The following is a 13,060-nucleotide window of genomic DNA, read 5'->3' on the forward strand; positions in this document are numbered from 1 at the left end:
CCTCCAGAACGGGGCTGAGGTCGCAGGGGCTCCCTGCGGGCTCGGCGGAGTGGCGGAGGGGAGCATGACGGCGACGGCAACCCCGACGGTTCTGAAGCACGTCCCGGTCATCACCGCGCCGGAGGCAGCTGCGCTGGTGAAGTCCGGGCAGACGCTGCTGGTGGGCGGTTTCGGCATGACCGGCAATCCGGTGCACCTCGTGCATGCGCTGGCCGAGACGGACGTGCGGGACCTGACGTACGTGGCGAACAACGTCGGCGAGGCGGGCCTGAGTGGCGGGCGACTGCTGCGCCACGGGCAGCTGCGGAAGGCCATCGGGTCGTTCTTCACGAGCAACCGCGAGGCGGTGGCGGCCGCTCAGGAGGGTCGCCTGGAGGTGCAGCTCATCCCGCAGGGCAGTCTGGCTGAGGCGCTGCGTGCAGGTGGGGCAGGCATCGGCGGGTTCTACACGCCCACCGCCGCCGGGACCGTCATCGCCGGGGACGCGGACGTGCGGGTCCTGAACGGCCGGGAGATGGTCTTCGTGCCCGCCCTGCGCGGTGACGTGGCCTTCGTGCGCGCGTGGCGGGCCGACGAGGCCGGGAACCTCCAGTACCGCCTGACCGAGCAGAACTTCAACCGCGCCATGGCGACCGCCGCCGACCTCGTCGTGGCGGAGGTCGAGGAGATCGTCCCGGTCGGGACCATTCCCCCGGAGCAGGTGCACACGCCGGGGTTGTACGTGGATTACCTCGTGCAGGCGACCCTGACCGCCGACGCGCTCGGCAGCAGCGCGGACGTGAAGGGCAGTAGCAAGAAGGTGGACGAGGCGCGGATGCACATGGCCCGCCGCGCGCTGGCGGAACTGCGGCGCGGGGACGTGGTGAACCTCGGCATCGGGATTCCCACGCTGGTCGCGGACCTGATCACGCCCGAGCACGGCGTGAACCTGCACACCGAGAACGGCATGCTGGGCGTCGGCCCCGCGCCAGAGCAGGGCGGCGCGCTGGACTACCCGGTGAACGCCGGGAAGATCCCGGTCACGGCCCTGCCCGGCGCGAGCTACTTCGACAGCGCCGACAGTTTCGGCATGATCCGGGGCGGGCACGTGGATGTGGCGGTCATGGGGGGCCTACAGGTGGACGCGCAGGCGAATCTGGCGAACTGGGCGGTGCCGGGCAAGCCGCTGCTGGGCGTGGGCGGCGCGATGGACCTCGCCAGTGGGGCGCGGCGATTGATCATCCTGATGACCCACACCGACCCGGACGGCACCCCGAAGGTGGTCCCCGAATGCACCCTGCCCCTGACCTCACGCGGCGCGGTGAGCATGATCATCACCGACAAGGCCGTGTTCGAGTTCCGGGACGGCACGCTCACCCTGACCGAACTGATGCCCGGCGCCACCCTGGACGAGGTGCGCGCCAGCACCGGCGCCCCCTTCTCGGAAGCGCTGTAACCGCGACGGCAGCGGGCCGCCCTGACCATCGGGGCGGCCCGCGGTCCGTTCGGATCAGTCTTTCAGTTCGGCTCGGGCCGCGCTCTCCGGCGCCAGCGCGCCGTACATCAGCAGGCTGAAGCGGTCCTGCCAGTCGCGCAGCACGTCGCGCTGGTCGCGGTGCCCGCCGTGCAGCAGCGCCAGGATGAAGGCGTCCACCAGCAGCATGCTCAGCATCTGCACGTTCGCCTCGGGGCGCAGGCGACCCTGGGCCTGCATGGCCAGCAGCACCGGTTGCACCAGCGCCGCCAGGGTCAGCGCGGTACGCAGGCCGTCGCCCGGTGCGCGCTCGGGGGCACCGGGCCGCCCGGCCTCGGGCGGGGCGCCCAGCACCGCCTGTCCCACCGCGCCGACCAGATGGCGGTAGCGGACGCCCAGGTCGGCCATGCGGCCCGTGACGTTGTCCCACACCTGCTGCGGGTTCGCGCCGGCCCGCAGGCGTTCCAGGGCGTCGTCGCGGCTGGCCTGCACGGCCTTCTCGAAGTGCGCCAGCAGCATGTGGACCTTGCTGGGGAAGTAACGGTACAGGTTCGTGCGGCTCACAAAAGCGGCCTGCGCGATGTCCTGCGCGCTGATGGCGTCCAGGCCGCTGCGGGCGAACAACTCGAAGGCCGCGCGGGCAATGCGTTCGCGCCGCGCGTCGTCCTGTTCCTGCCGGTCTACCTTCACGCCCTCATGCTAACGCGCGTGGCTCACGCGGGGCAGCCCCCACCACCTTCATGCAACTGGGGGGAGCGCTCTACCCCGGAGCATACCGCGAATCAAGGGGGCGGCGCTGTGACGTGCTCGCATGACAGTCTCATGACCATGCGACTAGAGTGAATCACCGGAGCCAAACCCACCCTCCGGGAAAAGGAAGAGGTGAAAGCCGTGCACATCTACAAGCTGTCTGGCCGTAACGTTGAAGTCACCGATGCCATGCGCGATTACGTCGAGGAGAAACTCACGCGCCTGGATCGTTTCAATGACCAGATCACCGATGCACGCGTGACCCTGACCGTACGCGACGTCCGCGACGCCGACCGCCGCAACCGCGTGGAAGTGCAGCTGAACGTCCCCAGCGGCATCATCCGCGCCGAGGAGCACCACTCGGACATGTACGCTGCGATCGACCGGGCCAGCGACGTCCTGGAACGCCAGCTGCGCAAGTTCAAGACCCGCTACCTCAAGCACCGCCATGACGCCACGCCGCAGCCCGAGCCCGGCCCGGCCGAGGCCGATGTGAACGCCGGCATGGACGACGTGTCCGAGTTCATGCCCGAGATCGTGCGCCAGAAACGCTTCGACCTGCGCCCCATGAGCCCGGAGGACGCCGTGGCGCAGATGGAGGCCCTGGGGCACGACTTCTACGTGTTCATGAACATGCGCACCGATGCCTGCGGGGTCGTGTACCGGCGCAAGGACGGCCACTACGGTCTGATCGAACCCAGCTGAGCACGAACTGAGCGGACAGGGCGGGCGGCTCCGGGAACGGAGTGCGCCCGCCCCTCGTGCGGACCCACGGGGTGACCGGTCCCGCTGCCGTCACCCTCTGATCTGCTACGCTGCGGCGTTGTGATCGCCCACGTGATCAATCCTGGAACCAGCGGCGTGAAACTCGCGTGCGCTCAGATCGAGCCCAGCGCGAACTCCGCTCTGCCGGGCCAGCTGCGCCTGACCCTGACGCGCGCCGAACTGCCGCTGGACGCCCCACCCACCCCCGCAGACCTGCCCGATCTGACCCGGCAGGTGCTGGACCTGACCCGAGACTGGCCCGCGCCGGACGCCGTGGTGGGACGAGGCGGCTTCATCGGCCGGGTCACGACCGGCACGTACCGCGTCACGCCGGAACTCGCGGCGTTCGCGCTGGCCTGCGACGCCGGGCAGGACCCCCCGAACCTGGGCGGCCCGCTGGCCCTGGCCGTCGCAGAGGTGCGCGGCGTGCCCGCGTTCATCGTGGACCCGCAGAGTGCGGACGAACTGCTGCCCGAGGCGCGCCCCACCGGGCTGCGGGGCGTGAGCCGCCGCGCGGAATTCCACGCGCTGAACGCCCGCGCCGTGGCCCGCCGCGCCGCGTACGAGGTCGGCAAGCGCTTCCAGGACGCCCGCGTGGTCGTCGCGCACCTGGGCGCCACCAGCAGCGTCACGGCCTTCGAGGCTGGGCGCGCCATCGACACCACGGGCAGCGGCGCGAACGGCGGCCCGATGGGAGCCCGCCAGAGCGGTCCCGTGCCCGCCCGTGACCTGCTGCGCCTGCACGGGCAGCTGGGCGAGCAGACCCTGCATCACCTCGCCGCCGAGAGCGGCTTCCTGGCCCTGACGGGCAGCGCGAACCTGCGTGACCTGGAAGGCCGCAGCCTGGGCGATCCGGACGTCAGTCGCGTCGCCGCCGCCTTCGTACACCAGGCCGCCAAGGCCATCGGGGAGCAGACCGGCGCGCTCAGCGCCCGCCCGGACGCGATCGTCCTGACGGGCGGGATCGCCCGCTGGGACGAACTGATCGACCGGATCGAGCGGCGCGTTGCGTGGATCGCTCCGGTGTTCGTGATTCCCGGTGAACTGGAACTCGAGGCGCTCGCCGAGGGTGCCGGACGCGTCCTGCTGGGCCAGGAGGCGCTGCGCGAGTGGACGCCGCCCGCCGCGCCGGGGTCCTGACGTGGCCCGCCGTCGCCTCCCCCCGCGGGCCCCGGACCCCATCCGCGCGACCAGCATGTGGCGCGTGGATCAGGTGTTCCTCGCGCAGCGCGGCCCGCGCATCGAGGTGACCTGCTCGCTGGTGAACGACCAGGGCGGCCTGCGCAACCTGTCCGTCACCGCGCCCACCGAGGACCCGGTGCAGGCCGTGCGGCACGCGGCGCGCTTCATTGCCGGGAAGGGCAACGTGAGCGGCGCGCGGCAGGCCCGGCTGCGCTGGACGCGCGAGCAGGCCACCACCGCGCAGGACGCCCTGATCCGCGACCGCCTGCTGGAGGACGAGTTCCTCGACGAGTTCGAGGAGACCCTGGCCGCCGTGCGTGACCAGCAGCGCTGACCGGCCCTGCGCTGACTGGTCCCGCCCGTTCACCCTTCCGTTCTGCCTGCAACGTCCATTTGCCCCGCCTGCCCCCTGCTACACTCCCCGGCGATGACTGATCGCCCCCTTCCGCTGCGCATCCTGGGAATCGACACGTCCTGCGACGACACGGGCGTCGGGATCGTGGAACTCGCGGAAGGCCGCGTGACGGTCCTGGCGAACCGCGTGTGGTCGCAGGCGGTCCACGCGCAGTACGGGGGCGTCATGCCGGAACTCGCCAGCCGCGAGCACGTCGAACGCATCGACCAGATCATGGGGGACGCCCTGCACGAGGCGGGCCTGAGCGTGGGCGACATCGGTGCGGTCGCCGCGACCTCCGGCCCCGGACTGGTGGGCGCGCTGCTGGTGGGCCTGATGTACGGCAAGGGCCTCGCGCAGGCGCTGAACGTGCCGTTCCACGCCGCGCACCACCTGGAGGGCCACATCTTCGCGGCGGCCAGCGAGGCCGACCTGCGCGCCCCGTTCCTGGCGCTGGTCGTCAGCGGCGGGCACACCCACCTCTTCGACGTGCCGCGCGACGGCGAGTACGTCCTGGTCGGTGCGACCCGCGACGACGCGGCGGGAGAGGCCTTCGATAAGGTCGCCCGCCTCGCCGGGCTGGGCTACCCCGGCGGCCCCGCCATCAGCGAGGCTGCCACGCGCGGCGACCCGAAGGCCGTGCCGTTCAAGGAACCCCTGAAAGGCCAGAGTGGGTTCGACTTCAGCTTCAGCGGCCTGAAGACGGCGGCGCTGCTCGCGCACCGGGCGGGCGCCACCCCGGAGAACCTCGCGGCGAGCTTCCAGCGGGCCGCCGTGCAGACCCTCGTGAACACCACCGTCCGCGCGGCACAGTCCACCGGGCGCACCACAGTCGTCGTGTCCGGCGGGGTCGCCGCTAACCGCGCCCTGCGCGACGCGTTCGCCGCCACCGGCCTGCACGTCGTATTCCCCGGGAAGGGCCTGAACACCGACAACGGCGCCATGATCGCCCTCGCCGGAGCCGCCGCCATCCAGGCCGGACGCCCCGCCAGCGACCTGAATGGCGGCGCGACCGCGTACGCTCCCCTGGCGAATGCCTGAAGGGGGTTGTGGGCTGTAGGCAGGAGGGAGTGGGAAAAGAAAGGGGCGGCCTCAGCGGGCCGCCTCTGCTGTGTTCGGTTCCTACTGCCCACAACCTACTGCCGACACCCCCGCGTCAGGCACTCTTGGCTTTCTGCGCGTCGCGGGCTTCCTGGGCCAGCTGGCGGCGCAGGATCTTCATGGCGGCCGTCTTGGGGAGCTCGGCGCGGAATTCGACGCTGCGGGGCACCTTGTAGGGGCTGAGCAGGCCGCGGCAGTGGGCGATGATGTCGCCTTCCGTGGCGGTCGCACCGGGTTTCAGGGCGACGACGGCGTGGACGCTCTCGCCGCGGTACGCGTCGGGCAGGCCGACGGCGGCGGCTTCCAGCACGGCGGGGTGGCTGACCAGGGCTTCCTCGACCTCGCGGGGGTAGATGTTGAACCCCCCGGCGATGATCAGGTCCTTCTTGCGGTCCACGATCCGGAAGTACCCGTCGGCGTCCATGGTGGCCATGTCACCGGTCATCAGCCACGTCTGCCCGTGCGCCTCCACGAGGGTCTTGGCGGTCTCGTCGGGTTTCTGCCAGTAGCCCTTCATGATCATGGGGCCCGCGATCCACAGTTCGCCGACCTCGCCGGGCGCGACCTGCTGTCCGTCGTCCCCGACGACGATGGCGTGCACGCCGGGGAAGGGAATGCCGATGCTGCCCTCGCGCTGCTCGCCGTAGATGGGGTTGGTGTGCGTGCAGGGGCTCGCCTCGGTCAGGCCGTAGCCTTCCACCAGGTTCGCGCCGTTCGTGATTTCACGGAACTTGCGGGCCGTCTCGATCAGCAGGGGCGCGCTGCCGCTGATGCAGGCGCGGATGCTGGTCAGGTCGTACCTGGGCGTGTCCGGGTGGTTGTTGATGGCGTTGTACAGCGTGGGCACGGCGGGGAAGAGGGTCGCGCGGGTCTTCTGCACGGCCTTGAGGGTCATGGTCACGTCGCGCGGGTTGGGGATCAGCACGATGGTCGCGCCGATCAGGACGCTGAGGTTCATGGCGACCGTCATGCCGTACACGTGGAAGAACGGAATGGACGCCAGGGTCGTTTCCTGCCCTTCGCGCAGGTCGGTCATCCAGCAGCGGGCCTGCTCGCAGTTGGACACGAGGTTCCCATGCGTGAGCATCGCGCCCTTGGGCACGCCGGTGGTGCCGCCCGTGTACTGCAGGAGCGCCACGTCGTCGGCCTTCATGGGCACGGGCGTGGGGGTGGGCGGCTGGGATTCCAGCACCTTGCGCATGGACAGCACGCGGTCGCCGTAGGGGACGTTCACCCAGGTGCCCTCGCGCCGGGCCTTGACGGGGTACAGGACGTTCTTGGGGAAGCTCAGGGCGTCCTGCACGCCGGTCACGAGGACGCGCTTGACGTTCACGCGGCCCTGGATCTCCGCGTAGCGGGGGTAGAAGCTGTCGAAGATGACCAGCGTCTCGCTGCCGCTGTCCTGCAACTGGTGTTCCAGTTCGCTGGGCGTGTACATGGGGCTGGTGTTCACCGCCACCGCGCCCGCGAGCAGGGTGCCGTAGAAGGCCACCACGAACTGCGGCGTGTTGGGCAGCATGATGGACACGCGGTCGCCGGGCTGCACGCCCATCTTCTGCAGGGCCGACGCGAAGCGCTGCACCTGTTGCCACAGGCTGCCGTACGTGGTGGTCGCGCCGACGAAGCTCAGGGCGGTGCGGTCCGGGTACTTGCGGACGGTGCGCTCCAGCAGTTCGGGCAGGGTCAGGCCGCTGGGGCGGAAGGTGCGGGGCACGCCGGCTTCGTAGTGGTCGAGCCAGGGCTGGGGGAGGGAAGGTTGGGTCATGTCACTCCTCGGGGGGTGGGGGGTGCCCTGGGGGCGGCGTCCGGCTCCGCGCCGCGTGTGGACGGGAGGGGCAGATGATCTCGGGCGATCGGTGGCCGTTTGGGCCGGGTCTGAAATTAAACCAAGTATAAACATTGGGGCAGCGGCTTCAAGGGTCCCCGGCACTCCACCCGATAGGCGGGACCCGATCAGGACCGGTCCGCAGCGCCGCCAGCGCGGTCCGGTCCGGGTGTGGCCCATCCTGTGCCCGCGCGGGGAACAACACCCGCTGCGGGCGTGAAGGTCCCCTCACCCGCGCCGCACCCGCCACCCGCCCGGCACCCCGCACCCTGAACCCATGAGTGACGACCGGCCCACCCCTGACGTTCCGGACCTCGACCACACCCGGTACCTGCGCGCCGCGCTCGACCTCGCCCGCGAGGGACAGGCCGCCGGCAGCGCCCCCGTGGGAGCGGTCCTCGTGAATCACGACGGCCAGATCATCGCCCGCGGCCGCAACCGCGTCGGCGAGGCGCAGACCACCCAGCACGTCGGGGACGCCAGCGTCGCCCACGCCGAGATGGACCTGTACTTCCAGGCGGGCAGGCTGCAGGACCCGCACACCCTGACCCTGTACACCAGCCTGGAACCCTGCCTGATGTGCGGCGGCGCCAGCGCCCTGCTGGGCGTCGGACGGATCGTATGGGCCACAGATGACCCCTGGGGCGGCTCCGGTCGCCTGATCCGCTGGGCCGACCACCCCGCCCTGCAGGACACCCGGGTCATGCCCACCCCCGACCCGGACCTGGAACACGAGGGGGCCACCCTGTTTGCCCCCGAGGCGAAACGCGCCTTCCCGGAAGAGGGCTGGGCCCTGTGGCGCCAGCGCTACCCGCAGGAGACCGCTGTGGTGGACGCCCAGACCAGCCGCGCCCCCTGACGCGCTGGACGGCGCGCGGCCCACATGACCGCCGCAACCGCGCGCTCAGGCCCCACAATGGACGCATGACCGTCCTCGTCGTCGGCAGCGTCAACGCGGACCTCACCGTCCGGACCCCCCGCATTCCCGCCCCCGGCGAAACCGTCCTGGGCGGGGACGCCATCACCTCGCCCGGCGGCAAGGGCGCCAATCAGGCCGTGGCCGCCGCCCTGGCGGGCGCGCCGGTCGCCCTGACCGGCGCGGTCGGCCCGGACGCCTTCCGGGACGTCGCCCTGCGCGGCCTGCAGGAGGCCGGCGTGAATCTCGACCATCTGCGCACCCTGCCCGGCACACCCACCGGCTTGGCGCTGATCACGGTGGCCGCGCAGGGCGAGAACGCCATCACGGTCGCCAGCGGCGCGAACGCCCACGTCACGCCCGACCACCTGCCCACCGACCTGACCGGCGTCACGCAGCTGCTGCTGCAACAGGAACTGCCGCCGCACGTGACCCTGCACGCCGCGCGGACCGCGCAGGCCGCCGGGATTCCCGTCCTGCTGAACGCCGCGCCCACCCGCGACCTGCCCGGCGAACTGCTGCGCTGCGTCACGCACCTGATCGTGAACGAACACGAACTGGCGGCCCTACGGCCCGAGGGCACCAACCTGGAACGGCAGGCCCACAGCCTGCTCGACCGGGGCCTGCAGGCCGTGACCGTCACGCTGGGCGCGCAGGGCAGCCTGACCGTCACGCGCAGCGGCACGCACCGCCTCACGGCGCACCCCGTGCAGCCCGTGGATACCACCGGCGCGGGGGACACCTTCTGCGGCGTGCTCGCCGCGCGCCTGTCCCTGGGCGACCCGCTGCCCACCGCGCTGCGGGCCGCCGGTGTCGCCGCCGGACTGGCCTGCACCCGCCCCGGCGCGCAGGACGCCATGCCCAGCTGGCCGGACATCCAGTCGGCCATGACATCCGCCTGAACCCGACCCGATTGACCCTGGCCGTGCGCGCCGGACGTGGGCTACGCTCGGCACATGAGGTACCGCACCTTCACCGAACATGACTACGACGCGCTTCAGGCGCTTGACCTCGACGTGCAGCGCGCCCAGGAGCCGACCTTCGACACCCTGGCCAAGCGGGAACGCGACGGGCGGCTGCACACCAGCCTCCCTGCGCTGAAGTTCTACGAGCGCAGCGAACACTCCTTCGTGGCCGAGGAGAACGGCACCCTGCACGGCTTCATCCTCGCGCAGTCGGTATGGCAGGGCGACCGGCCCATCGTGCTGGTCCGGACCCTGAGCGTGCACCCCGGCGCGCCGGCCGGCGTGACCGAAGCCCTGCTGCACGCCACCGTGAAAAGCGCCTACGACACGGCCGTGTACGAGGTGCACTACCCGGTCACGCCGGCCCTGCGCGCCGCCGCTGCCGCCGAGAGTGCCGTCCTGACCGGCGCCTACGCGGTTACGCACCTGGGCACCCGCGCGCAGACCGCGCCGGGCGAGCGGCTGGACGGGCAGCCCGCAGGCGATCAGGTGCGCACCCCGCCCACCCAGGGCGCATAATGGCAGGCATGACCAACACCGCCACCCGCGTGCTGCTGGGCGTGCGCGGCATGAGCCGCGACGCCGGAATCACCGTTGCCGAGGCCCTGAGCGCCATCCCCGGCATCGTGAAGGCCACCCCCGACGAGGGCCAGCTGGAAGTGCACTACGATCCCTCGCAGCTGACCGTCATGGACATCGTGCGCGCCATCCGCCGACAGGGCTTCCTGGCCGGCATGATCTGACGGTGGCCCTGGGGTACGTGGGCATCCTGACCATCCGCGTCGAGATGCCCTGGGTCGCCAGCCTGAAGGAGAAACGCGCCCTGATCCGCCCGGTCGTCGAGCGACTCAAGGTGCGCTTTCCCCTGACGGTCGCGCGGCTCGACGGCCTGGACGCCCACGACTGGGAGGTCATCGGGGTGGCCACCCTCAGCAACGACTACGGCTGGGTGGAAGAGACCCTGCGCATGGCGGCCGACTACATCGCCAAGGAAGGCCCCTACCGCGTGACGAGCGAGGACATCGAGATCACCCCACTCGGCCCGGACGACGAGTAGCCTCCGGCAAGCTGCGTCCATCCTCAACGGCGAACGCGCCGGATCAGGTTCCTCCCGATCCGGCGCGCCTCTGTGCAGGGGTTACTTCAGTTCGCCGAAACCGGCCGGGCGGGTCAGCAGGCGCCAGTTCAGTTCATTGGGCCCACTGAATTCCGGAACGCTGTTGCCCAGGCAGTCGTACTTGGCGTTCACCTTGCGCATGATCGGCCACACGACTGCCGCCGCCCGCCCCGCCACGTCCCGGCGCGGAATGGCGCCCACGATGCGGGAGTCCTCGCTGCCGGTCGCGGTGCGGTTGTCTCCCATCACGAAGTACTGCCCCTGCGGCACCGTGAACTCCTGACGGTCCGGCACGACATTCACCGCCGATCCGGCGATGCTGGCGGACGTGATGTTGTTCGCCACGGCACTCTGCGTGTCCCAGCAGCCCTGCTCCTGCCAGTACGCCGTCGTCCAGCTGGAATCCAGCGGTTGACCGTTCACGGTGACCTCGCCCGCCCGGATGCTGATGGTGTCACCCGGCAGCGCGATCAGACGCTTGATCAGGAACGGCCGGTACGTCCACAGCCCGAACGCACTCTTGTTCAGGTTCTCGATCTTCGCGCTGGCCTCGCGGGGCGGCTTGAAGATCAGGATGTCCCCGCGCTTGAAGTCACCCACGCCCGCCTTGTGCAGCCACGTCTCGTACTTCGGTACGAACACCCGCTCGCCGTTGCGCAGGTTCGGCATCATGCTCACGCCGTCCACGCCCACCAGGGTCGCCACGAACTGCGTGATCACCACCGCAAACACGATGGGCTCCAGGATTTCCTTCCACAGTTTCTGCAGCGCGTTGGGCGGGGGGGTGGTCGGGGCGCGGGTCGGCTCAGGGGTGGTCATGCACCGCGCAGAATACCGGATGCCGCGCCCTCCGGTCAGTCCGGCAGGGTCAGCAGCCGCGGCAACTGGGCCAGCGCGGCGTCCGCCCCCGCCTGCACCGCCACGTCCGCCCGGCGGAAATTCAGCAGATCCACGTCGCGCAGCGTGGGGCGCAGCAGCACGTCCGGACGGTACAGCCCGACCCGGGCGTCGGTCAGCTGCGCCTGCATGATCTCCACCGCGCGGCGCAGGGTCTGCACGGTGCCCAGCTGCGCCGCGCCCAGAGTGGCCCCCGGGTGGCCCGCGCCGGGCCCGGTTCCGCCCTGCTCGCGCGACAGGCGCCGCCACAGGTGACCACGCCGCTCGGGGAGGGTCAGCGGGTCAGGCGCGGTGACGTCCACCGCCAGGACCCGCCGCGCACCCAGGAACAGCGCGGCGTCCACCGGCACCTGATTCAGGATCCCGCCGTCCGAGAGCAGCATCCCGTCCAGAGCCAGCGGCTCTACCGCGCCCGGGTACGCGGTCGTGGCGCGCAGCGCGTCATGGAGGTTCCCGCGCGACAGGTACACGGCCCGGCCCGAGAGCAGATCCGTGGCCGTCACCGCCAGCGGCAGCCGCAATTCCTCGAACGTGGCGGGCAGGTGATCGGCCAGCCACGCACTGACCACGGCGGGGCGCACCAGGCCCGGGCCGGGCCGCAGGTCCAGCAGGCGCCGCCAGGAGACGCTGCCCGCCAGGCGTTCCATCTCGGCGGCGCCGTACCCGGCGGCGATGAACGCCCCGACCAGTCCGCCCATGCTCGTCCCGGCCAGCACGCCAGGCGTCAGGCCGTGCTCCTCGAGCACCCGCCACACGCCGATGTGCGCCAGTCCGCGCGCACCGCCCCCTCCCAGTACCAGTCCGTACCCCATGTCAGCGGACATTCTATGATTGTTTTGCACCGGGTTCAGTTGCGGGGGGAGGCGCCCGGCCCCGCACCTACCCGCCACCGCGACTCCTGGGGTAGGTTGTGGGAGATGCCTCTCGCGGGACAGGTGGTGGGAAACGGCGTCCGACTGGTCCGCCCGGTCGGACGCGGTTCACACAGCCTGGTGTACTTCGCCGTGGCCCACAACGGCCAGCCCTGCGCCGTGAAGATCTTCCCCGCGCACCTGAGCGGCTACGCCGACCGCGAGTACGACCACGGGCACGACCTGCACCACCCGCGCCTCGTGCGCGTCATGGACCGCACGGTCGTGGACGGCCAGCCCGCGCTGGTCAGCACCCTGGCGCGCGGCGAGGTGCTGTTCCGACGCTACACGCAGCGGCCTGCCGTGCAGATCGAACGGCGCGCCTTCCTGCTGACCCTCGCGCACCTCCTCGACGCGCTCGGCTACCTGCACGAGCGCGGCGTTGTGCACCGGGACATCAAACCGGAGAACATCATCGTTGAGGAGGACGGCAGCGCCAAACTCGTGGACTTCGACCTGTCCGGACCCACCCTGGAAACCTTCGAATCCCCGCTGCGCATGGGCACCGCCGCCTTCCAGAGCCCCGAGGCGGCGCGCGGCGAACCCCTCGGTCCCGAGAGCGACCTGTACGGCGTGGGCGTGCTGCTCGGCTGGGGCATCCACGGCTCGCTGCCCGACCCGGACGACCCGCACCCGCACACCCTGGACCCCCTGCAACCCCTGTACCTGAGCCTGACCCGCCCGGCCCGCGCCGAGCGACCCCGCGACGCCGCGCAGGTCCGCGCGGAACTGCTGCGACTGGCCGGACTGCCGTACTGACCGCAGAGTTCAGAGGAAGTGAGGG

The 13,060-nt window shown here is 71.2% G+C and carries 15 protein-coding genes; 11 read left to right on the forward strand and 4 right to left on the reverse strand.

Annotated elements, in window-relative coordinates; translation table 11 throughout:
• Positions 1-64 precede the first annotated feature (64 nt).
• Complete coding sequence (locus IEY69_RS00805; RefSeq protein ID WP_373290965.1) at positions 65-1,435, forward strand: 3-oxoacid CoA-transferase; 1,371 nt, start codon at positions 65-67, stop codon at positions 1,433-1,435.
• 54 nt (positions 1,436-1,489) lie between these two features.
• Here IEY69_RS00805 and IEY69_RS00810 read toward each other — a convergent pair whose 3' ends face one another.
• On the reverse strand, positions 1,490-2,143 hold the full coding sequence (locus IEY69_RS00810; RefSeq protein ID WP_189071273.1) for a TetR/AcrR family transcriptional regulator: 654 nt from the start codon (positions 2,141-2,143) through the stop codon (positions 1,490-1,492).
• A gap of 201 nt (positions 2,144-2,344) precedes the next feature.
• Here IEY69_RS00810 and hpf point away from each other — a divergent pair, with 201 nt between their 5' ends.
• The 4 genes from hpf to tsaD all read left to right on the forward strand — a co-directional run bounded on the left by hpf (position 2,345) and on the right by tsaD (position 5,585).
• Entirely contained in the window at positions 2,345-2,908 is a 564-nt protein-coding gene (hpf, locus tag IEY69_RS00815) for a ribosome hibernation-promoting factor, HPF/YfiA family (RefSeq protein WP_189072285.1), read from the forward strand.
• A 120-nt stretch (positions 2,909-3,028) separates the two neighbouring features.
• Complete coding sequence (locus tag IEY69_RS00820; RefSeq protein WP_189071274.1) at positions 3,029-4,108, forward strand: butyrate kinase; 1,080 nt, start codon at positions 3,029-3,031, stop codon at positions 4,106-4,108.
• Positions 4,109-4,163: 55 nt separating this feature from the next.
• Entirely contained in the window at positions 4,164-4,484 is a 321-nt protein-coding gene (locus IEY69_RS00825; RefSeq protein WP_189072286.1) for a hypothetical protein, read from the forward strand.
• Positions 4,485-4,577: 93 nt separating this feature from the next.
• The gene (gene tsaD, locus IEY69_RS00830; protein WP_189071275.1) at positions 4,578-5,585 is read left to right on the forward strand and encodes a tRNA (adenosine(37)-N6)-threonylcarbamoyltransferase complex transferase subunit TsaD; all 1,008 of its coding nucleotides are present in this window, start codon (positions 4,578-4,580) and stop codon (positions 5,583-5,585) included.
• Between the two features lie 115 nt (positions 5,586-5,700).
• Here tsaD and IEY69_RS00835 read toward each other — a convergent pair whose 3' ends face one another.
• Positions 5,701-7,410: a long-chain-fatty-acid--CoA ligase gene (locus IEY69_RS00835; RefSeq protein WP_189071276.1), complete on the reverse strand. Its 1,710-nt coding sequence runs from the start codon at positions 7,408-7,410 to the stop codon at positions 5,701-5,703.
• Between the two features lie 337 nt (positions 7,411-7,747).
• Between IEY69_RS00835 and IEY69_RS00840 the strand changes: the two genes are divergently transcribed.
• The 5 genes from IEY69_RS00840 to IEY69_RS00860 all read left to right on the forward strand — a co-directional run bounded on the left by IEY69_RS00840 (position 7,748) and on the right by IEY69_RS00860 (position 10,408).
• A complete protein-coding gene (locus tag IEY69_RS00840; protein WP_189071277.1) occupies positions 7,748-8,329 on the forward strand; it encodes a nucleoside deaminase in 582 nt (193 codons plus the stop codon).
• A 65-nt stretch (positions 8,330-8,394) separates the two neighbouring features.
• Complete coding sequence (locus tag IEY69_RS00845) at positions 8,395-9,288, forward strand: ribokinase (protein WP_189071278.1); 894 nt, start codon at positions 8,395-8,397, stop codon at positions 9,286-9,288.
• Between the two features lie 54 nt (positions 9,289-9,342).
• Positions 9,343-9,870: a DUF1999 domain-containing protein gene (locus IEY69_RS00850; RefSeq protein WP_189071279.1), complete on the forward strand. Its 528-nt coding sequence runs from the start codon at positions 9,343-9,345 to the stop codon at positions 9,868-9,870.
• On the forward strand, positions 9,870-10,094 hold the full coding sequence (locus IEY69_RS00855; RefSeq protein ID WP_189071280.1) for a heavy-metal-associated domain-containing protein: 225 nt from the start codon (positions 9,870-9,872) through the stop codon (positions 10,092-10,094). The genes IEY69_RS00850 and IEY69_RS00855 overlap by 1 nt, the downstream gene beginning before the upstream one ends.
• A 2-nt stretch (positions 10,095-10,096) precedes the next feature.
• Positions 10,097-10,408, forward strand: coding sequence for a DUF503 domain-containing protein (locus tag IEY69_RS00860; protein WP_189071281.1), 312 nt, complete (start codon positions 10,097-10,099; stop codon positions 10,406-10,408).
• 81 nt (positions 10,409-10,489) lie between these two features.
• Here IEY69_RS00860 and lepB read toward each other — a convergent pair whose 3' ends face one another.
• Together lepB and IEY69_RS00870 are read right to left on the reverse strand one after the other, a co-directional pair.
• Entirely contained in the window at positions 10,490-11,287 is a 798-nt protein-coding gene (lepB, locus tag IEY69_RS00865) for a signal peptidase I (protein ID WP_189071282.1), read from the reverse strand.
• 35 nt (positions 11,288-11,322) lie between these two features.
• Positions 11,323-12,189, reverse strand: a complete 867-nt coding sequence (locus tag IEY69_RS00870) for a patatin-like phospholipase family protein (RefSeq protein WP_229783523.1) — start codon at positions 12,187-12,189, stop codon at positions 11,323-11,325.
• 93 nt (positions 12,190-12,282) lie between these two features.
• On the opposite strand from IEY69_RS00870, the gene IEY69_RS00875 reads away from it, so the two are divergent.
• Positions 12,283-13,035, forward strand: a complete 753-nt coding sequence (locus tag IEY69_RS00875) for a serine/threonine-protein kinase (RefSeq protein WP_189071283.1) — start codon at positions 12,283-12,285, stop codon at positions 13,033-13,035.
• Positions 13,036-13,060 lie beyond the last annotated feature (25 nt).

Origin of the sequence: Deinococcus sedimenti (assembly GCF_014648135.1) — a bacterium.
Lineage (GTDB): Bacteria > Deinococcota > Deinococci > Deinococcales > Deinococcaceae > Deinococcus > Deinococcus sedimenti.